This window comes from Acinetobacter sp. CS-2, assembly GCF_016599715.1.
Classification (GTDB): domain Bacteria; phylum Pseudomonadota; class Gammaproteobacteria; order Pseudomonadales; family Moraxellaceae; genus Acinetobacter.
Genome location: NZ_CP067019.1, coordinates 328,746 through 348,425 on the forward strand (window position 1 = coordinate 328,746; position 19,680 = coordinate 348,425).

A 19,680-nucleotide genomic window follows, 5' to 3' on the forward strand; every position below is an offset into this window, starting at 1 on the left:
GCTGTGAAAGGAGACTGAAATGATTGAAATTCTGATTGTGGCTGCTTTGGTCCTTTGGAGTGCTGTCGTGGTGTTTAAGAAAGTTTTTCCCAGAACATCAAATTCAGTCTTCATGGCATTGTCTCAGCACTGTGAAAAGCAAGGCTGGGCAGCTTTGGCAAAGTGGTTAAAACCGGCGATGGTTTCAGGTTGCGGAGGAAGCTGTGGCTGTGCTGCAAATCCCGACCCGGTTCAGAAAAAACCTGAAGTGCAAGCGGTAAAATGGAAATAACTTTCAGGTCATATTTCCATCTTCAATAAGAATTTTGCAAAACCGTCATTTTTATGACGGTTTTTTTACGCGCTGACACAAAAAAGCCGAGATAAAGTCAAAACAGAAAAAGCATTCAAAACAGCAAAGTGCTAACATTTTGTCAGTTTTAAAAACAGACCATAAAATGGGGTAAAAATGTTAATACAGCGTGGTGGATTAAAAGTTGTTGCAGGACTCGGAATTTCAGGTGTTGCAGCAGTCAATTTCTTACATGAACATGGCTACCGCGTTGCAGTAACAGATTCTCGAAAGACACCTCCCGGACATGATCAGATTCCTGCCGATGTTCAGACCAGTTTTGGTCAGCTTGATCAAGATCTGTTATTACAAGCTGAAGAAATTGTGATTAGTCCGGGGCTTGATCCAAAGATTGCAGAAATTCAGGCAGCGATTGCCCAAGGCATTCCGGTAATCAGTGAAATTCAGGTTTTGCGCCGTGCCACCGATAAACCGATTGTTGCAATTACCGGTTCAAATGCCAAAAGTACCGTAACGACTCTGATTGGCCTAATGGCTAAAGATGCCGGCAAGAAAGTGGCGGTAGGCGGTAACCTGGGTCGTCCTGCACTGGATTTAACCAAAGATGACCCTGAACTGTATATTCTGGAATTGTCCAGCTTCCAGTTGGAAACTACCTCCAATTTAAATGCCGAAGTGGCAGTGGTACTCAACATGAGTGAAGATCATCTTGATCGTCATGGCGATATGTTTGGTTATCACACTGCAAAACATCGTATTTTCCAGGGCGTGAAAAAAGTCGTGTTTAACCGTGATGATTCACTTACTCGTCCACTGGTTCCAGATACGACACCCATGCAGAGCTTTGGTCTGAATGCACCGGATTTAAATCAGTACGGCATTTTAAAAGAAGATAATGGCACGATCTGGCTGGCACGTGGTCGTGAACGCCTGTTAAAAAGCACAGATATGTACATTCAAGGGACACATAATGTAGCCAATGCCTTGGCTTGCCTGGCTTTGGGTGAAGCGATCGGTTTGCCGCTGGACAGCATGCTGGAAACGCTGAAAAGCTTTAAAGGCCTAGAGCATCGCTGTGAATTTGTTAAAGAAGTCAATGGTGTTCGTTATTATAACGACTCTAAAGGCACCAATATTGGCGCAACCTTGGCGGCGATTGATGGTCTGGGTGCAGCAATTGAGCCACAACAGGGTAAAGTGGCGATCATTCTGGGCGGGCAGGGTAAAGGTCAGGATTTCACTGCTTTACGCGAGTCTTTAAGCAAATATGCCAAAGTCGTGGTGTTAATTGGTGAGGATCGTCCGATTATTGAAGCCGCCATTGAAGGAACCACGACATTGCTTCATGCCGAATCTTTAAAAGAAGCGGTGGAATTATGCCAGCAACATACCCAAGCCCATGATGTGGTGTTATTGTCACCTGCATGTGCAAGTTTTGATATGTTTAAAGGTTATAGTGAACGTGGGCACCAGTTTGTTGAATGTGTGAACACACTTGCTTAGAAGAACGATAAGGAAAGTTGTATGGCTGGGTTAGCTCAGACGACCATAAATAAAATTAATCAGGTCTACAATGAGTGGGGAGCGAAAATTCCCGCTGAAGTTACGCCACGTAATGTGCTGATTTTTTGTGTGATTACCTTGCTTTGTATCGGTTCAATCATGGTGGCATCGGCATCGATGCCCTATGCCGACCGCTTACATGAAAATGCATTTCATTATGTAATCCGACACGGCATTTCCATTTTTGTGGCAGGTGTAGCTGCATTTCTGGCTTATAAAGTATCGCTGAATGTTTGGTTTAACAATACCTTTCCCCTGTGGATTATGACCATTCTGCTGCTGGCTGTGGTGCTGGTTGCTGGCACCGAAGTCAACGGTTCCACCCGCTGGATTCGTATAGCCGGTTTTACCTTGCAGGCCTCGGAAGTGGCCAAGGTCATGATGGCCATCTTTACTGCGGATTATGTGGTACGACGGGCAAAAGAGGTGCGAAGCAGTGCATCCGGCCTATACCGCTTGGTCGGCGTGATGATCATCACTGTAGGCTTAATCCTGCTGGAACCCGATCTGGGTGCGACTGCGGTGATTGTCCTGATGATTTTAGGTGTTTTCTTCCTGGCTGGTGCACCGCCGATTCAGTTTATTTTCTTCCTGATCGCGATTATATTTGCTTTGGCCGCCGCAATTATTTTTGAGCCTTACCGTTTACAGCGTGCCTTATCATTTACCAATCCTTGGGCTGACCCCTTGGGTACCGGCTATCAGTTGTCTAATGCGCTGATGGCCTTTGGTCGGGGTGAATGGATGGGAGTCGGACTGGGTCATAGTATCCAGAAAATGTCTTATCTGCCTGAAGCGCATACTGACTTTATGCTGGCGATTTTAGGTGAGGAATTCGGCTTTTTCGGTATCAGCACCGTATTGATCCTGTCCTTCATGATGGTGGTCTGCTGTATCAAGATTGGGCACCGTGCCTTGCAGTATCAATATTTGCGTGCAGGTTATCTGGCTTATGGCATCAGTATTATTTTCTTGCTGCAAATCCTGGTGAATGCCGGGATGAATATGGGCATGTTACCGACCAAAGGTTTGACCTTGCCGTTTATCAGTTATGGTGGTTCATCGTTAATTATGTGTGCCGTGATGATCAGCCTGATTTTGAAAATTGATGCCACGACACAAAAAGCCAATCCAAGCAAAGAAGAATCAAGCTTCTAGTGTTGATTCGGACAATTATTCTGGCTGAGCATGGTTTAACACGGTGCTCGGCATTTCCGTTCCACAATGTAAGCATTGCACAAATTCTCCTTTCGCCTTGGAAAGGGGAATCAGTGGGATAAAAAATATAGAAAAAAACTGCGTTGTTGTTTCAATTCCTAAGCGCTGCGCGTTCTGCATACCGGGCATAGAAACTGATTTTTCTCGACCACTTTGGTTTTAGGGCCAATACCAAAGATAAAAAACATTTTAAGTCTGCCATGTCTGGTGTAGATGTTTTTAGCTTAACGATAATTTGAGTTTTATAAATAGCTGCCTTGTAGCTCAGTTGTATGTGGAATGAAGTCTGTATTCCACTGGACAATGGCCTGTTGCAGCATATTTTGGGGCGTGTCTAAATCGACTTCCGCTTGGTGCAAAGCGCGAATGGCTTGCTGTAATAATTCAGGAGCACGCTTGAGATCGAGTGCTTGAGCCAGATTCTGTTTAGAAAGTTTTTGTCCCTGAGCATTCATCGCTAAAGGCAGATGCATATAGTCAAGTTGCGGATAACCCAGCAGCGAACCGAGCCAGATTTGCCGTTCGGTATTGTCTAGCAGGTCTGCGCCACGCACCACATGAGTCATGCCTTGCAGATAATCATCAACCACTACGGCGAGCTGATAATTGATAATGCCATCACGGCGCTTCAGCACAAAATCGCCCAGGTCCTGTTGCAGGTTGGAACAATGCGTTCCTTGCAGGCGATCGGTAAAGCAGATCTGTTGATCTGATACTTTCAGACGAATGGCTTGCTGCTGAAAAGGCAGGTTTAAATCCCGGCAGGTTCCAGCGTAGATATGATTGGACCCGAGCATTTTACGGGTGCACTGGCAGGCATAGACCCAGCCTTGCTGATGCAGCTGTTCTATCACAGATTCATAAATATCGAGGCGGTCTTTCTGGAAAATGATCTCGGCATCGGGCTCAAACTGGAACGCTGCAATTGAACGCAGGATATGTTCTTCACTACCGGGATAAATACGCGGCATGTCAGTATCTTCAATCCGGATCAGCCATTGACCCTGATGGGCACGGGCATCGCAATAACTGGCTACCGCTGTAATAAGCGAGCCAAAATGCAAAGGGCCGGTTGGCGATGGCGCAAACCGACCCACGTAATTCTCTTCAGCTTTCCCTCCCTTTTTTAAAGGGAGGGTCAGGGAGGGATTACTTAACACAGTATTAACCGTTATTTTGCTTCTCTTTGATTTCTGCCAGGGTTTTGCAGTCAATACAAAGGGTAGCAGTTGGACGTGCTTCAAGACGACGCAGACCAATTTCAATACCACAGGTTTCACAGAAACCGTAATCGTCGTTTTTAATCGCTTCGATGGATTGCTCGATCTTGCGAATCAGCTTGCGTTCACGGTCACGGGTACGGAGTTCAATCGCAAACTCTTCTTCTTGTGTGGCACGGTCATTAACATCAGGCAATGCGGTATTTTCGTCTTGCATGGTGTTGAGGGTACGGTCTACTTCAGACATGAGCTCTGCTTTCCACGCCAATAAAATCTGGCGGAAATGCTCAAGCTGTCCTTCAGACATGTATTCTTCATTTTTTTTAGGCTGATAAGGTGCAATACCAAATAAGCTAGCAGTAGAACCACTTTCTGACGCTTTTGGCTTTGTTTTACGCACGCGTTTGGTAGATTTTTCATCTACCACATCAGTTTGTTCGTCCAAGACTTGATTTTGGTTGTCATTCGCCATATAGGGCATTCCTCATCATATGCGTATTATCTATACGCAAAAAATATGGTGATATGCAAGTGTTTTTATCCAACCCTAAGGAGATTCTCCTTCGAGGGTCGTCATCATATAGACTTTTTGTGCTTTTTGATAGTCTTTGATGCTTGGATTCTATCGATCATGCTTCCTTCGGAAGCCATAAAGTAATAGAAAAAAAGCAAAATGAAAAGTTAGTAACCTGAAATTTCGCTATTAATTTGTTGCCGTACTGTTTGGACACGCTGAATTCGGGTTTCAAGCTCACCATTGGCTTTCAGATGCAGGACACGAAACCCCGGGGCCTGGTCATCTAGGGCAAAATTTTCACTGAAAGGTTTGAACTGGACACAGGTCGACGGAGTTGAGAAAAACCGGATGTGCTGCCATTCATGACACGAATCCTGATGCACATGACCAAAAATAACCGCTTTAACATGACTATGCCTGGCTAAAACAGCGGTCAAGTTTTCAGGGTTTTTCAGTTTATGTTGATCGATCCATTTTGATTGCATGGCAAAAGGATGATGATGACATGCCACAATGACAAATTGCTGTTGCAGTTCTGCCAGTAGTTGATCTAGCTGTTGTAATTGCTCTGGTTCAATCCGGCCATCTATTCTGCCGTCTACGGCTGTGTTTAGCAGCAGCACGCTCCATCTGCCAAAATGAATGGCGTGTACCTGATTTTTATGCTGATAGAAAGGGAACAGATCAATATCATCATGATTGCCTGGAATTTGATAAAAGGGAATACCAAGATTCTGCATATAAGATAAATAACGTGTATACGTCTGTTTGACCGGTACTTGCGCCAGATCCCCAGTATGAATAATGGCATCGGTACTCGGATATTGCTGCTGAATCTGTTGCATCACAGCATGAAAGCTCTGTTCCGGATTCATCTCTACAAATTCCAGATCGTCCTGATCCATTAAATGCGTGTCTGAAATCTGAATAATGGTCCAGTCTTGCTGGTCTTCATTGGGTTGGTATAAAGTCATGTCCGACTCCCTAGACATTCCTTGTTGTTTTAATATGTTGTTGCAACCATTGCAAGGCCATAATGACTGGCGCATTCCTTAATCGGCCATTACTCAATAAGGTAGTGATTTCACTATAATCAATGATATGCAGCTGAATATTTTCCCCTTCATCCGGCATGCCAAACACTCCGCCATGTTCAGGAAGATGTGCTTGGGCACTATATAAATGAAACAGTTCAGAACAGGCCCCAGCCGAAGGATAAAAGCTGAATAAATGCTGTAACTGGTCAATCTCGCAGCCAGATTCTTCCATGCTCTCACGACGTATACAGCTTTCCGGCGATTCATCACCATCGAGTACACCGGCAATCACTTCTAGTTGCCAGGGGGATTCTGGATCATCCATTGCACCGACACGGAATTGTTCAATTAAGGCAAATTTTTGCTGGGTATCATCATAAATCAGTACACCGGCAGCTTCAGGGCGGTGAATCAGTTCACGCTGCATAACAGGAGTGAATTTGCTCTGGTTAAATAAACGATGGCAGAGATTGACTTTTTCAACCTGAATGAAGCCACGAAAAAGATATTCACGCGACTGAATTTTGACTTGGTCGTTGTTATATGTGGCTTGTTTAATAATATTCATATAGCTCAGTCAGGATGAAAAGCATACATTCATCCTAACTGAGAATTTTATGAAAATAAAAGATTTTTTTTTAAGAATTACAGCTTGTGGTACAATTTTTGACCATGTTCATGATAGCTGGTTTTCATGGCATTCAAACCTGCTTCAATCTCTGTATCCTGTCCCTCGTTAGTTTGATTTTTCGCATAATCCCTCACATTTTGAGTGATTTTCATGGAACAGAATTTAGGACCACACATGGAACAGAAATGCGCAGATTTGTGCGCTTCCTTCGGCATGGTTTCATCATGCATGCTACGTGCCGTATCCGGGTCCAGACTCAAATTGAACTGATCTTCCCAGCGGAATTCGAAACGCGCTTTGGATAGGGCATTATCACGCACTTGCGAACCCGGATGGCCTTTGGCCAGATCGGCGGCATGGGCTGCAATTTTATAGGTGATGATACCGTCTTTGACATCTTTCTTGTTCGGTAAGCCCAAATGCTCTTTTGGCGTGACATAGCACAGCATGGCGGTACCGTACCAGCCAATCATGGCAGCGCCAATTGCCGAGGTAATATGGTCATAACCGGGAGCGATATCGGTGGTTAAAGGCCCTAGGGTATAGAAAGGCGCTTCTTTACAGACTTCCAGTTGCAAGTCCATATTCTCTTTGACCATGTGCATCGGTACATGCCCCGGACCTTCAATCATCACCTGTACATCATGCTCCCAGGCACGATGGGTCAGTTCCCCCAAGGTACGCAGTTCACTAAACTGCGCTTCGTCATTGGCATCCTGAATACAGCCTGGACGTAAGCCATCCCCCAGACTAAAGGATACATCATAGGCCTTCATGATCTCGCAGATCTCATCAAAATGCGTATACAGGAAGTTTTCCTGATGATGCGCCAGACACCACTGTGCCATGATAGAGCCGCCGCGAGAAACAATTCCGGTTAAGCGGTTAGCCGTCAGCGGTACATATCTTAAAAGCACGCCGGCATGAATGGTGAAATAGTCCACGCCTTGTTCTGCCTGTTCAATCAGGGTGTCTTTAAAGATTTCCCAGGTCAGGTCTTCGGCAACACCATCAACTTTTTCCAGTGCCTGATAAATAGGAACCGTCCCAATTGGAACAGGAGAGTTGCGGATAATCCATTCACGGGTTTCATGAATATTTTTGCCGGTCGACAAATCCATAATGGTGTCAGCACCCCAGCGGGTGGCCCAGGTCATTTTCGCTACTTCTTCATCAATGCTGGAACCGAGTGCGGAGTTGCCGATATTGGCATTGATCTTGACCAGGAAATTACGTCCGATGATCATCGGTTCAATTTCAGGATGGTTAATATTGGCCGGAATAATGGCACGGCCTTCGGCTACTTCCTGACGCACAAATTCAGGGGTAATTTCCGTCAGATTCTTGGCCCCGAAGTTTTGACCGGCATGCTGGCGTGCATCAACACCTTCCTGCTGGCGCTGGTTTTCACGAATGGCGATATATTCCATTTCAGGAGTAATGATGCCCTGACGTGCATAGTGCATCTGGGTGACATTTTTGCCCGCTTTAGCACGGCGCGGCTTTTGAATATGGGCGAAACGGATTTCTGCCGTACGAATATCTTTCAGACGTTCCTGTCCAAAAGCAGAGCTCAGCGTCTCTAAACGTTCCGTATCCTGACGTTCCTCAATCCATGTTTCACGCACATTGGGCAAACCTTTATTCAGGTCAATGGCCACGTTCGGGTCGGTATAAACGCCTGAAGTGTCATAGACCATAATGGCCGGATTGTGTTCTCCACCCAGACCGGTTGGGGTCTCGGTCAGGGAAATTTCACGCATAGGCACCTGAATGTCACTCCGCGAACCTTGAATGTAGACTTTTCTGGAAGCGGGTAAAATTCGGGTGAGATCTTTGGCATCTTGCTCATGCTGAGCGGAAATATCTGTTGCAGAGCGATTCGTTAATTGGTCCATGGTAATGATCCTTGTGAATAACATCAACGAATCAAGCACGACCAAAAACGTGGCAGATTGATCTGATTGAATGATTTTAAAATCAACACAAATCAATTGAAGGCTTAGGTTTTTTGATGGCTTGATTCCTACGCAGGTCTTAACCTGATCAGGTTCAACGGTACTCACCCTCAAATGCCATATTTGCATATAGAATTTAGGCGATCTCAGCGAGTTGTTACTCGCGCTCCGTCAAGCTATGAATCAATACTACCATGTCCATGTACTAAAAAACATTCACATAAAACATCGCTTTTCGGCTGGCGTCCAGATCGGAGACAGACAGGCAGCTTAAACACAAACGGCATCACTAAAACAGTCACGCGGGTTGGAAAGGCTCAGATTTTGTAAACCCAAATATTCATCTAACTGTCTGAGTGCGAGCTGTTTTTCAGACATCGACAGTTGTTCTTTAAGGCTAAGCTGAACAGGAATTTCTTGTAAGCGCTGCTGTTCGGATAACTGTAGAAATTGCAGAAACTTGCTCGCTTGAACGGCTAAATGCGAGTTTTTGACCTGGGCTAATTTTTCAATTTCATCCATTGAACTGCTTTGTACTGCATATTTATCCAGGTAAGTATCCGAGACCGGCGAATCATGCATGCCTTTAAATAAAAACAGGCTATACATCTGTAAAAGATATTCCGCATCTTTACGATAGCTACTTTTCGGGTATTGATTTAAATATTCTTCCCAGAATAAAGCCCGGGTCACAATTTCATGCGGTTCAATCATCAAGATATGCTCTGAAAATACCGGCAGCGTATTTTGTGCCGCCAGATTTTCGATAAAGACCTGTTCGGCTTGCGGCATATAAGGCGCAAAAATTCTGGCTAAATATTCGGGGCTACGGCGATAATTGATCTGGCCTTTACCGCGATCATACAGCTCTATATAAGCTTGCCCTTTATGTTTTAATAAATATTGATCACGTAACGTCAGTTGTTCAAAACGGTTTTGTTGAATGGTCGGATGCTGCGATAAATCAAAAGCATACTCTTCGAAAGCAACTTGCTGTGGCGCTGTTCTATCCACGCTAAGGAAGTTGTTGTACATTTGATTGGACAGTTTTAATAAATGTTGTTGTTCTGCTAAGGTAGACAGCGGCAAGCATAACTTGAGATCCTGATTAATCTGTTCCAGGGCAAAAGTGGTGCGTTCCGCATTAATGGCCAGCATGTTTTTCTCAAGATTTTTGCATAATAGGTTTAAATCTACCGTTTCATCTTGTTGTGATTGTTTTTGTACCGGTTCTTGAATAGGTTGAGGTTCGGGTTTTTGACACCCGATAAGAAGGATAAAAATAAAGAAAGGGAAGTATTGCTTAACAGAAAATTTTGTTTTTAACGGCACAGTCATTCTATATCGGGTACATGCGGCAATGATTTGCAGGGTATGCGGGTATTGTATAACTGAAAAAGTCTTTGTCTGTGTAGTGTTGTGAAGGATTTTGGTTACGTGCTGTGATGATGGAGCAGTCATGTGGAGGTTGATGAATAACAGCTGAGCAGATGGCAAAAATTAATAAAAATCATACGGAAAATTGAGCAGATCATTTTAATATTGCATAGCTTTTATTATAAATATGCATGTCTATGGATGGTCGCAGGTCGGGATTTACGATAAAAAATGGATATTAAAATAGTCATTGGTGCATGTGTGTTGCTGTTCAGTCCCTGGAGTCATGCTCTGGATTTGGTGCAAGCCTATCAACGGGCGAAAAACAGCGATCCCAACTGGCAAGCCAATCTTTTACAGTATGAAGCAGATCAACTCAATCTGGGTATTGCCAAAGGGAATTTATTGCCAACGGTGACTGTTTCTGGAAATGTGATGCGTAAAAGCCAGCAGAGCAGTGATAGCAGTATTCCGGGTTTTCCGGCAGATGCATTTACGGCTTCCCCGTCTACTACTCGACAAATTGCCATTACTGCTCGTCAGCCACTATTTCGCTGGGATGCCTGGGAAGGTTTAAAGCAGATCAAAACTTCCGTTAATCTGAGTGAAATCACTTTACAATTACAGCGCCAGGAACACATTTTAAACGTCTCGGAAAGTTATTTTAATATATTGCGTCAGCAGAGTTTAACCCTAGCCAATCTGCAGGAAGAAAAAGCCCTGTTTGAACAGCTGAATGTGATGAATGCCAAATTAAAAGAAGGACTGGTAGCAAAAAGCGATGTCAGTGAGGCCAATGCGCAATATCAAAGTGCCCGGGCCAACCGGATTGCCACGCATGTACAACTGGTTTTGGCACAGGAACAGCTGACCCAGTTAATCGGGCCTTATCAAGAAAATTTGGCCGTACTCCGAGACGATTTTCAATTTCAAAAGCCTTATCCTGCTGATCTGGATGCCTGGACAGCGCTGGCACTGAGTCAGAATCTCTCTGTTCAGCAGGCACGTATCCAGCAGCGTTATGCAGAAGACCAGAAACGGGTAGAAAAAGCTGCCTTATATCCACAAATTGAGGCAGTAGGGACGTATGGATATATCAAGCAGTCCCCGCAAAATGTGGTATCCAGTGATGGCCAGTTTGACCAGATTGGCGTAGAGATGAACTGGAATGTTTATACCGGGGGCAGAACGCAAAAATCCATTCAAAAAGCCACGGTAAATGTGAAGAAAAGCGAATCCCAGCTGGAGGCTACAATTCGCAAAGCCAGTACCGATGTGAAAAAATCTTATATGCAGGTAGAAACTGATCAAGCCAAATTACAGGCACGAAAAGCCGCAATGGACTCTTCGGAAGTGGTTTCCCAAGCCTCTAAAGCACAATATCAGGAAGGTCTAAAAACCATGGTCGATGTGCTGCTGGCACAACGCAACGCTTTTTCTGCCAAACAGGATTATTTAAATGCAAAATATGATTATTTGATTAATGTGCTGCGTTTAAAAGCATCGGTCGGTAAATTGACCGAAAAAGACCTTGAAGAAATGAATACCTGGCTGGTTGACAAGTCGTTCAAGCCAGTCAGCTAATCTTGCAGTTTTTGTCATAAAAACTTCATAGTAGGTATGCTTTAATATTAAACAAGATCATTCATTTTAAAATCGCTGTTGTGGAGTACGTCCCTTGCCAAACAATCCGGTGTTAAATCACCATATTTCTTCGCAATTTAATGAAGATTTGCAAGATGTAAATACCAAGTTTATGACCATGGGGGGCTTGGTCGAGCAGCAAGTGGCCAACAGTATTCATGCCCTGTTAGACACTGATGCCGCTTTAGCGATTGAAGTGCAATTTCAGGATAATGTAGTCAATCGTATGGAAACCGAGATTGATGAAGCCTTGACCCTGATTCTGGCACGCCGTCATCCTGCGGCAATTGATTTACGTATGGTGATTGCCATGTCAAAGGCCAATACCGACCTGGAACGTATTGGCGATGAAGCTGCAAAAATTGCCCGTATTGCACAAAATTTATGTGAAGAAGGCAGTTCGCCACGTGGCTATATGGAAACCCGTCACATTGGTAATCAGGTTCGTGTGATGATTCATGATGCGCTGGATGCCTTTGCACGTCTGGATGTTGATCAGGCTTTACGAGTATTGCTTGCGGATGCCGATATTGACCGTGAATACCAGTCTGCGACCCGTACCTTAATGACTTATATGATTGAAGATCCGCGTCATATTTCACGGGTCATTAATGTGATGTGGGTGTTGCGTTCTTTGGAGCGGATTGGTGACCATGCACGTAATATTTCTGAACAGGTTATCTATATGGTCAAAGGGCTAGATGTTCGCCATACCAGCGTCGAAGAGATTGAACAGAAAGTTCAGCGTTAATTACTCTCATAATTAAATAAAAAGCCTGCAATTTGCAGGCTTTTTTTATTGCTCATGACTTCATGACTAGGTGGTTATCAGCTATGGTTTGGGAATGGAGCCAAGCGGAAAGACCATGTTTCTATGAATGATTTATTTTAAAATTTAATTTTGCCCTAAGAAGAAGTAAACGAGTTTCGCTCATAAAAGGGATCATGTGAGCACGCTGTTATAAAAATATTCATAATATAATCAACTATGCGTTTCTTGCTTCAGCATCCGCTAATACGCAGCTTTTCCCCATAAAATTGTTGCCCTAATTGCACTAAGGCATTGATGACTTCTTTAGCCAGTAAAATGGCAGAGATGGTGATCAGAATATGGCAGCCTTCAGGCAGCCCCAACCCCCGATTCAATCAGTCGATTAATACTATTAACCGCATATTGCAATTAGCGCCTTGACCTGAGCGGTGAAGGAAGCAATCAGGGTCAAATTCGATGACCAGTAAGCTGTAGGTTTGGACAAAAGGCTGAATTTTTTGAAATAAGTGTCATAAATTCATATGCAATTTTTTTGAGACTAAGCCTGATAGCCTATGTCACAAGCGCATACAATATTCTCAATTGTGAACAGAAATCATTCGTTAGAATAAAATGAATTTTAGATTTATTTTTGCCGATGAACTTTGAATTGTTTGAGCCTGAAGTCCGAGCCAATCTGTTGCCCTATGACGGCATTGTACAAGACTATGGCCTGATTTTAACGCCTCAGCAGAGCGAGCAATATTTGCAGTATTTTTTGACTCATCTGGCCTGGCAACATGATGAAGTGCTGTTGTATGGAAAACACTATAAAACTGCACGTAAAGTGGCCTGGTATGGCGATGAAAATTACCCATATCATTATTCCGGCACATTCAAGCAAGCCCATGTCTGGACACCCGGATTATTCCGTTTAAAGCAGCATATCGAAAATTTGGTCGGCTATGCGTTTAATTCATGTCTTGCTAATTTGTATGAAGATGGCACTCAAGCTATGGGCTGGCATAGTGATGATGAGTCTACATTGCAACCCAATACAGGTCAGGAAACCGTGATTGCCTCCTTAAGTTTTGGGGCAACCCGGAAATTCAGTTTTAAGCACAAGCAAAAGCCAGACAAAGTTGATGTGCTGTTACAGAGCGGTCAGCTGATTGTGATGCGTGGCAAGACTCAGCAGTACTGGAAGCATACTTTAAGGAAATCGGTGAAAATTATTGAGCCACGGGTGAATCTGACGTTCCGTTATTTTTATCCGCATGAGAAGCAATAGAATATTGGAAATAAGCGCATAAAAAAGCCCATCCTGTGATGAGCTTTTTTAATTTGGGGAGAGTTTTTAACCTGGCATCACGTTATCATGGAACACTGGATGCTGAAGAACGATAATCATATTATGAGAATATAATAATGAATTCAACATTTTTTAGATTAAAATGTATTGTTGTTCCTCAAGTTAAAATATGTCTTCCTGATGGGTCAAGGTCATAAATTTCTTTTCGATTAAACTGGCATTGTCGCGTAATATTTCGATCAACTTCTGGAAATTGGTAAATTCAAAGCGGTTTTTCGAGCCTAACAGGGTCAAGGCCAAAGGCGGTTCCTTAGTGGAAAATTTCACTGGAATAGAAAGACTGGCCAGATTGGGATCGACTTCTCCACTCGAGAAATAATAGCCCTGTTTTTTAATCTGTTTCATTTGCAACAGGAATTCTTCTTCGCTATGTGCAAAGCCAACTTCAGACAGTTCAGTCACAAAGCGCCGATAATAATCCAAAACGCGCTGTTTGGGTAAATGTGCCAAAATCACCTTGGCAGAAGAACCTTTATAGATTGGGCGAGGACAACCACGACCATAAATCAGCGTGGTCAGGTCTTTATATAGTTCGTGATGAATATCGATACATGAATCGTAATTTAAATGCGTGAGCAGACAGCCGAATTCGGTACGTTCTACAATTTGCTGCATAAAGGGAATGCTGATCTGTACCAAAGGGTCTGTGGTACGGGAAATGTAATCCAGTACGGCAATTTTAGAACCTAGTGTGTAGTCACCTGAAGTTCCACTGAGGCGTTGTAATAATTCTGCCGAAACCAATTCTTTTAAATAACGGTAACTTGTGGGTTTAGAGAGTCCTAATTCCTCACTAATGATATCGACATTAATGATCGGGCGAGACACTGAAAAGAGATCCAAAACGGTAAGAATTTTACCAAAACTAGAAAGTGCCATAAGTACCTGCTTGGTCAAAGCATATAAAAAGAAAAACGAATAAGTATTACTTTATAACAAAAAATTAGGTAGAGCAGGGCTTTTGTGAAGCTAATGTTGTATTTGTACCTCATCTAAAAATATTTTACGGTGAGCATGAGAAAATCAGGCAATATTCATTTAATAGGTCTTATTAATTTATGTTTAATTATCACAATAAGATATTATTATTGACTTTATGGGCTTTGTTTGAAAAAATAATCAAAATAAATGTCTAATGGTGAATTTTCAACCTTTCCAGGCTGACTGTTTTCCTGTGTTATTTCACATCAACAGGATGATGTGAAATCTTCTCCATTCGTTTTGAATGACGCTCATCTGAGGCATGTTTAAACCTCCCTATTTTTACACGATCCATCTTCCAGGTAGATCGTGCATTGTAGTCGTCATTCCAAAATCAGGCAGAGGAAGTAACCCCCTAATTTGAGATCAACCCATGCTGCTTACTAAACAAGTACTCGCATTTCGTCCCAACAAGATGGACTGGATTTTTGCGACTAAAACGTTTCTGGCAGGCATGCTTGCGCTGTATGTGGCTTTTGCACTGAATTTGGCCTATCCCATCTGGGCAATCGGGACCGTCTTTGTGATTGCCAATCCCTTTTCCGGGATGACTTCTTCCAAAAGTGTGTATCGTGCACTGGGCACCTTGTTGGGTGCGGTAGTTTCGGTGGCAGTGACTCCGCTACTAATCAACACACCGTGGCTGTTCACTTTATTTTTAGCTGCATGGGTAGGAGGTTGTTTATATATCTCGCTGCTCGACCGGACTCCGCGTAGTTATGTATTTATGCTGGCGGGATATACCACCGTCATTATCAGCTATAACATTATCTATAGCATTGACACGGCGTCGATGTTTGATATGGCCGTGGGCCGCTTCTTAGAAATTCTGGTTGGGGTGGTTTGTAGTGCTATTGTGACTACGACAATTTTTCCGCTGCATATTGGGCCAGCCGTGGCGGCACGTGTATCTAAAACCTTTAAAGACACCAAAACTTTATTTGACCAGATTTTACTCAATCCCTCCGAACTGGGAAATTACAGTACCGCACTCAGTCAGATTACCCGTGATATTGCTGAAATTCATGTCATGGCAGTGCACTTGTCCTATGAGAAATCGACCTTGCAGGGCATGACCAAACCCCTACAGGAAATGCTACATCAACTGAGCATGCTGGTAGCGAACCTGGTGGCGATGGCCGAACGGATCAAACAGCTGGATCAAATGGATCGCCAATACCGTGTCCAGCTTCAGGTGATTCATGATCATAGCGCCACATTTTTAAAAGATGATCAGGATATTCAGGAACAGACCCTAAATCTGTTGCCTGAAAATTTTGAGCAGGATTTTACCCGTTTAATGGCCACCGTATCTGCTGAACAGCAGGTGATTTTGGCCAGTCTGAAAATGGATATCCGTCATTTCATTCAAAATATTCGTGCCATTAGATTGATTTGGCAACGCATCCAACAGGGCGATGCTTCATTGCCAGAAAGCGTCACACCCCTGAGCACCACCTATCCCAATTTACACCGTGACCATGGGGTTGCGGTGCGGGGCGGAATTTCCGCTTTTATTGTGGTGATCATCGCGACAGGATTCTGGATACTCAGTGGTTGGAAAGCCGGTTTTATGATGGCTGAAATGGCAGCGATCAGCGCCTGTATTTTAACTGCCATAGATAACCCGGTACCGGCATTGAAGATGTTTGTGCGTGGCAATATTTATGCAGGGATGATGGTGTTTATTTATGCCTATGGCATTTTTCCGCACGTGACCTCGTTCTGGGAATTGGCACTGGTACTGGCCCCTTTTGTGATCTATTGCCTGATGATGTTTCCTCATCCGCCACTCACCGGGATTGCCTTGCCCTTATTGATGGGAACCATCATGGGCTTGAACTTGCAAAACCATTACACGCTGGATCAGGTTTTTTTCTTTGATGCCACCATCGGTTCGGTGCTGGGGCCGATTATTTCGATTTACATCATTCATCTGGTTCGGGCGATGTCTCCTGAAATTACGGTACAGCGGATTCTGTCGCTGCATTACAAGGCCATTCGTCAGGCTTTATATCTTCCTTATGGCGTGCCGTTTCGTATTCATTTACGCAGTATGCTGGACCGGATTGGAATATTGAATACCAAGATGGTGCAGTCGGAAAAATTAAAGACTCAGATTAATTTGGCCCTGGTGGAAACCAGTGCCGTGATTGACCTGACCCGTCTGCAAGAGTTGATGCATCGACTTGATTCAGAGCAAGCCATTTTGGTGAGTCTGGAAGATCTGCAACAAGGTCTGGATGACTATTTTCGTGCCAAAGAAAATGCGCAACAACAGCTGATTACAGAGCTTCATCAGCAGGTTATTTTAAAAATCAGCCAATTGAAAAAAGAGGCACAACAACTGGAACATGCTGAAACTTCCTGGCGAATACAGATGTCTTTAAACAATATTCGCAGCAGTTTATGTCATGAACCAGCGCAGCTTAAAGAAGAGATACAACTTGGAGAAGTTGTCCATGGGTGAGTTAAATGTCTATGGGGTATATGTCCCGATTCTGCTGATTCAGGCGGTTCTGGCCTACGTTGTACTGCGTGTAGTGATGCGCGTGCTTGACCGTGTTGTGGAACAGGGCTGGATTCCGCTGCCGAATATTTTTTATCTCTGTATTTATCTTGCGCTGCTGTGGTTAATGCATTGGGGTTTTATTGTCTGCTTGGGCTAAGCAGACATTTTTTGAAATGAATGAGGTTTTCCATGACATCTTTAGACTTGCGTAAAGTCGTCCGACCGGTGCTATTTACTATAGTCGCTGTCGTTGCAATTTTGGCGGTAAAACATATCTGGGATTATTACAATTCTGAGCCATGGACCCGTGATGGCCGAATACGCGGCGATGTGATTCAAGTCTCTTCAGATGTTGCGGGTTTGATCACCGAGGTCTTGGTGCAAGATAACCAGACTGTGAAAAAAGGGCAGGTGCTGTTTAAAATTGATGTGGCCCGTCAAGCCCTGGATGTGGAACAGGCCAGATCGGACCTGTCTAAAGCCAAGGCAGGCCTGGCTGCTGCCGAAGCAGAACTGGCTCAGGCCAAAGCCAATCTGGTGAAATCTCAAGCCAATATCAATCTGGCGGATAAAAATGCCAACCGCTATGCCAACCTTATGGAGGGTGCGATTTCAAAACAGGAACAGGACCAGATGTTTGCAACGCGAGATCAGTCACATGCCGAACATGAGCAAATGCTGGCTGCGATTGATCAGGCCAAAGCCAATATTGTGCAGCAAAAAGCCTTGATTGAAGTAGCCAACAGTAATCTGCACCTGTCCGAACTAAATTTAAACCGCTCTGAAGTGGTGGCACCGGCTGATGGCACCTTATCCAATTTTGAATTACAACAAGGCAACTATGTCAAAGTCGGGCAGGCAGTGGCTGCACTGTTAAACCGTCAGCAGCTGTATGTGGTGGGGTATTTTGAAGAAACTAAACTCGACAAGATTTATGTTGGTGCTCCTGCAACGGTCCAGCTGATGGGCGATTCACAAAAACTCAAAGGTCATGTTCAGGGCATTGCTTCCGGGATTGAAGACCGCGAACGTACATCCACTACGGGATTACTTGCCAATGTGAATCCAACCTTTAGCTGGGTGCGTCTGGCACAGCGTGTACCAGTAAAAATTATGATTGATGAATTGCCGAAGAACCAGCTGGCCTTTGTGGCAGGACGTACTGTAACCGTACATATCCTGAAAAAAGATCAGCCATAACTTAGCCCTTGTTCATTTCAAAAAAAGCATACGAGAGATTAATGCTGATCTAAGGAGTTGGTAACAACGCCTTAATTTTTTAAGTGGTTCACGACAGAGTCTTGCTTCCTTAAATCAAATTTTTGGAGCTCGTATGTTACTTTTGTTTTGGCAAAAGTAACCAAAACCATTTGTCATCCGCAAAACTCGTCCATTACCATCAACTAAAGAATGTATCGCAGAAACAACCACTTTTTTATGTAATCTTGCCTCAAACAATTGCGGATGACGTTTCCGTGTATCAAACAGAATGCTGAATTTATAATAAAAATGCCAGTCAATTATTGAACGGACTGGCATTATTCTAAAAGATATTTTTTATCTTTAAGGTGCTACCCCTTGTGGATTGCGATACCAGCTTTCGATGAATAGCGCAGCTGCAATGCTGTCAGCCGCCAGTTTTTTGCCACGACCTTGAGACTGATACTGGTCAAGTTCATCACGTGCTTCACGGGTAGTCAGACGCTCATCGACCATCAATGTTTCAATATTGGTCTGATGACGCAAGCGTCGGGCAAATTTGCGTGAACGCGCAGAAAGTTCAGATTCACTATCATCCATATTTAACGGTAAACCGACCAAAAATAAGCTCGGTTGATACTGTTTGACGATTTTCAGCAAAGCATCCCAGTTCGGGATGCCATCTTTCATCGGAAACAAGGCAAGCGGATTGGCACTTTCAATCAGCGATTGACCGACTGCCATGCCCATTTTCTGGGTACCGAAATCAAATGCCATAATCATGTGCGGTTTTGATAAATCAGGCATGTCCAATCTCTGATGATAGCCAGGTGCGGTCTAGGCCCATTTTTTTATAGGCAGCATCCCAGCGGTCATCATAAGGTAAGTTAAAAATCAAATCCATATCAGAATCACAGATCAGCCAATCACCACGTGCGATTTCCTGTTCTAACTGGTTTTTGCCCCAGCTGGCATAACCCAAAGCAATTTGGTAACGTCCAACGCCTTCATTGTGGGCGATGGCATCGAGGATATCTTTGGACGTGGTAATACAGACATTTTCGCCCACAGCAATGGATGAATGCCAGGTCGGTTGACCGGTATGCAGCACAAATCCGGCTTCAGGACGCAAAGGTCCCCCTTGCAAGACTGCATGAGGATTGACATTGTCCGCTTCAATTTCCAGATCATTCAACAATTCCTTGATTGAAAGACCGGATGGGCGGTTAATGATAATGCCTTGTGCACCATCTTCATCATGGCGTGCCAAATAAATTACCGTATTGGCAAAAAAGTCATCGGCTAAATCAGGAGGTGCAATGAGACAGCGATGTGTCAGATATTGTTTAGTCATCTAAGCCATTCCCCCTTAAAATCAAAAACTGATTAAATTAACTAAGCGCTTAT

At 43.9% G+C, this 19,680-nt stretch carries 18 protein-coding genes, 2 pseudogenes and 1 riboswitch; of the genes and pseudogenes, 9 read left to right on the forward strand and 11 right to left on the reverse strand.

Features of this window, described 5'->3' with window-relative positions:
* The first annotated feature begins 19 nt into the window (after positions 1-19).
* From JFY49_RS01505 to ftsW, 3 genes are all read left to right on the forward strand, one after another.
* Entirely contained in the window at positions 20-271 is a 252-nt protein-coding gene (locus JFY49_RS01505) for a DUF6587 family protein (RefSeq protein WP_086195185.1), read from the forward strand.
* Positions 272-448: 177 nt separating this feature from the next.
* Entirely contained in the window at positions 449-1,795 is a 1,347-nt protein-coding gene (gene murD, locus JFY49_RS01510) for a UDP-N-acetylmuramoyl-L-alanine--D-glutamate ligase (RefSeq protein ID WP_086195186.1), read from the forward strand.
* Positions 1,796-1,816: 21 nt separating this feature from the next.
* The gene (gene ftsW, locus JFY49_RS01515; RefSeq protein WP_086195187.1) at positions 1,817-3,013 is read left to right on the forward strand and encodes a putative lipid II flippase FtsW; all 1,197 of its coding nucleotides are present in this window, start codon (positions 1,817-1,819) and stop codon (positions 3,011-3,013) included.
* A 15-nt stretch (positions 3,014-3,028) separates the two neighbouring features.
* Here the strand turns inward: ftsW and JFY49_RS17460 are convergent.
* The 7 genes and pseudogenes from JFY49_RS17460 to JFY49_RS01545 form a co-directional block, all read right to left on the reverse strand.
* Positions 3,029-3,261, reverse strand: a pseudogene (locus tag JFY49_RS17460) (zinc-ribbon domain-containing protein).
* A gap of 54 nt (positions 3,262-3,315) precedes the next feature.
* On the reverse strand, positions 3,316-4,233 hold the full coding sequence (gene gluQRS / locus JFY49_RS01520) for a tRNA glutamyl-Q(34) synthetase GluQRS (RefSeq protein ID WP_086195188.1): 918 nt from the start codon (positions 4,231-4,233) through the stop codon (positions 3,316-3,318).
* A gap of 4 nt (positions 4,234-4,237) precedes the next feature.
* Positions 4,238-4,765, reverse strand: a complete 528-nt coding sequence (gene dksA, locus JFY49_RS01525) for an RNA polymerase-binding protein DksA (protein WP_086174133.1) — start codon at positions 4,763-4,765, stop codon at positions 4,238-4,240.
* A 209-nt stretch (positions 4,766-4,974) separates the two neighbouring features.
* Complete coding sequence (gene cpdA / locus JFY49_RS01530; protein ID WP_086195189.1) at positions 4,975-5,784, reverse strand: 3',5'-cyclic-AMP phosphodiesterase; 810 nt, start codon at positions 5,782-5,784, stop codon at positions 4,975-4,977.
* A gap of 10 nt (positions 5,785-5,794) precedes the next feature.
* Complete coding sequence (locus JFY49_RS01535) at positions 5,795-6,415, reverse strand: NUDIX domain-containing protein (RefSeq protein WP_086195190.1); 621 nt, start codon at positions 6,413-6,415, stop codon at positions 5,795-5,797.
* Positions 6,416-6,492: 77 nt separating this feature from the next.
* Complete coding sequence (gene thiC / locus JFY49_RS01540; protein ID WP_086195420.1) at positions 6,493-8,376, reverse strand: phosphomethylpyrimidine synthase ThiC; 1,884 nt, start codon at positions 8,374-8,376, stop codon at positions 6,493-6,495.
* 108 nt (positions 8,377-8,484) lie between these two features.
* Positions 8,485-8,617, reverse strand: a riboswitch (TPP riboswitch).
* An 89-nt stretch (positions 8,618-8,706) separates the two neighbouring features.
* Positions 8,707-9,774, reverse strand: coding sequence for a hypothetical protein (locus tag JFY49_RS01545; RefSeq protein ID WP_086195191.1), 1,068 nt, complete (start codon positions 9,772-9,774; stop codon positions 8,707-8,709).
* 270 nt (positions 9,775-10,044) lie between these two features.
* Here JFY49_RS01545 and JFY49_RS01550 point away from each other — a divergent pair, with 270 nt between their 5' ends.
* Positions 10,045-11,397, forward strand: a complete 1,353-nt coding sequence (locus JFY49_RS01550) for a TolC family outer membrane protein (RefSeq protein WP_086195192.1) — start codon at positions 10,045-10,047, stop codon at positions 11,395-11,397.
* Positions 11,398-11,491: 94 nt separating this feature from the next.
* Positions 11,492-12,208, forward strand: coding sequence for a phosphate signaling complex protein PhoU (phoU, locus tag JFY49_RS01555; protein ID WP_086195193.1), 717 nt, complete (start codon positions 11,492-11,494; stop codon positions 12,206-12,208).
* 263 nt (positions 12,209-12,471) lie between these two features.
* On the opposite strand, the pseudogene JFY49_RS01560 reads toward phoU, so the two are convergent.
* Positions 12,472-12,723: pseudogene (locus tag JFY49_RS01560) on the reverse strand (ABC transporter); the annotation flags it as partial.
* A gap of 143 nt (positions 12,724-12,866) precedes the next feature.
* Between JFY49_RS01560 and JFY49_RS01565 the strand changes: the two are divergent.
* A complete protein-coding gene (locus JFY49_RS01565) occupies positions 12,867-13,499 on the forward strand; it encodes an alpha-ketoglutarate-dependent dioxygenase AlkB family protein (RefSeq protein WP_180042620.1) in 633 nt (210 codons plus the stop codon).
* A gap of 183 nt (positions 13,500-13,682) precedes the next feature.
* On the opposite strand, the gene JFY49_RS01570 is transcribed toward JFY49_RS01565, so the two are convergent.
* Entirely contained in the window at positions 13,683-14,459 is a 777-nt protein-coding gene (locus JFY49_RS01570) for an IclR family transcriptional regulator (RefSeq protein WP_086195194.1), read from the reverse strand.
* Between the two features lie 475 nt (positions 14,460-14,934).
* On the opposite strand from JFY49_RS01570, the gene JFY49_RS01575 reads away from it, so the two are divergent.
* Genes JFY49_RS01575 through JFY49_RS01585 form a run of 3 tightly spaced genes read left to right on the forward strand, consistent with a single transcriptional unit; the run spans position 14,935 to position 18,273 of the window.
* Positions 14,935-17,031 carry an FUSC family protein gene (locus JFY49_RS01575; protein ID WP_086195195.1) on the forward strand — a complete coding sequence of 699 codons (2,097 nt, stop codon included), beginning with the start codon at positions 14,935-14,937 and terminating at the stop codon, positions 17,029-17,031.
* Positions 17,024-17,230: a DUF1656 domain-containing protein gene (locus tag JFY49_RS01580; protein ID WP_086195196.1), complete on the forward strand. Its 207-nt coding sequence runs from the start codon at positions 17,024-17,026 to the stop codon at positions 17,228-17,230. The genes JFY49_RS01575 and JFY49_RS01580 overlap by 8 nt, the downstream gene beginning before the upstream one ends.
* Before the next feature lie 32 nt (positions 17,231-17,262).
* Entirely contained in the window at positions 17,263-18,273 is a 1,011-nt protein-coding gene (locus tag JFY49_RS01585) for an HlyD family secretion protein (protein ID WP_086195197.1), read from the forward strand.
* Between the two features lie 363 nt (positions 18,274-18,636).
* Here JFY49_RS01585 and ruvX read toward each other — a convergent pair whose 3' ends face one another.
* Positions 18,637-19,080 carry a Holliday junction resolvase RuvX gene (gene ruvX / locus JFY49_RS01590; protein WP_086195198.1) on the reverse strand — a complete coding sequence of 148 codons (444 nt, stop codon included), beginning with the start codon at positions 19,078-19,080 and terminating at the stop codon, positions 18,637-18,639.
* Positions 19,073-19,627: a YqgE/AlgH family protein gene (locus JFY49_RS01595; RefSeq protein ID WP_086195199.1), complete on the reverse strand. Its 555-nt coding sequence runs from the start codon at positions 19,625-19,627 to the stop codon at positions 19,073-19,075. Before JFY49_RS01595 ends, ruvX begins: the two co-directional genes overlap by 8 nt.
* Positions 19,628-19,680 lie beyond the last annotated feature (53 nt).

Coding starts and splice junctions, on each gene's coding strand:
- murD (WP_086195186.1), top strand. CDS start 449: ATGTTAATACAGCGTGGTGGATTAAAAGTTGTTGCAGGACTCGGAATT.
- JFY49_RS01545 (WP_086195191.1), bottom strand. CDS start 9,774: ATGACTGTGCCGTTAAAAACAAAATTTTCTGTTAAGCAATACTTCCCT.
- JFY49_RS01570 (WP_086195194.1), bottom strand. CDS start 14,459: ATGGCACTTTCTAGTTTTGGTAAAATTCTTACCGTTTTGGATCTCTTT.
- ruvX (WP_086195198.1), bottom strand. CDS start 19,080: ATGCCTGATTTATCAAAACCGCACATGATTATGGCATTTGATTTCGGT.
- JFY49_RS01575 (WP_086195195.1), top strand. CDS start 14,935: ATGCTGCTTACTAAACAAGTACTCGCATTTCGTCCCAACAAGATGGAC.
- ftsW (WP_086195187.1), top strand. CDS start 1,817: ATGGCTGGGTTAGCTCAGACGACCATAAATAAAATTAATCAGGTCTAC.
- JFY49_RS01505 (WP_086195185.1), top strand. CDS start 20: ATGATTGAAATTCTGATTGTGGCTGCTTTGGTCCTTTGGAGTGCTGTC.
- JFY49_RS01550 (WP_086195192.1), top strand. CDS start 10,045: ATGGATATTAAAATAGTCATTGGTGCATGTGTGTTGCTGTTCAGTCCC.
- JFY49_RS01580 (WP_086195196.1), top strand. CDS start 17,024: ATGGGTGAGTTAAATGTCTATGGGGTATATGTCCCGATTCTGCTGATT.
- dksA (WP_086174133.1), bottom strand. CDS start 4,765: ATGGCGAATGACAACCAAAATCAAGTCTTGGACGAACAAACTGATGTG.
- JFY49_RS01535 (WP_086195190.1), bottom strand. CDS start 6,415: ATGAATATTATTAAACAAGCCACATATAACAACGACCAAGTCAAAATT.
- JFY49_RS01585 (WP_086195197.1), top strand. CDS start 17,263: ATGACATCTTTAGACTTGCGTAAAGTCGTCCGACCGGTGCTATTTACT.
- thiC (WP_086195420.1), bottom strand. CDS start 8,376: ATGGACCAATTAACGAATCGCTCTGCAACAGATATTTCCGCTCAGCAT.
- JFY49_RS01565 (WP_180042620.1), top strand. CDS start 12,867: ATGAACTTTGAATTGTTTGAGCCTGAAGTCCGAGCCAATCTGTTGCCC.
- cpdA (WP_086195189.1), bottom strand. CDS start 5,784: ATGACTTTATACCAACCCAATGAAGACCAGCAAGACTGGACCATTATT.
- JFY49_RS01595 (WP_086195199.1), bottom strand. CDS start 19,627: ATGACTAAACAATATCTGACACATCGCTGTCTCATTGCACCTCCTGAT.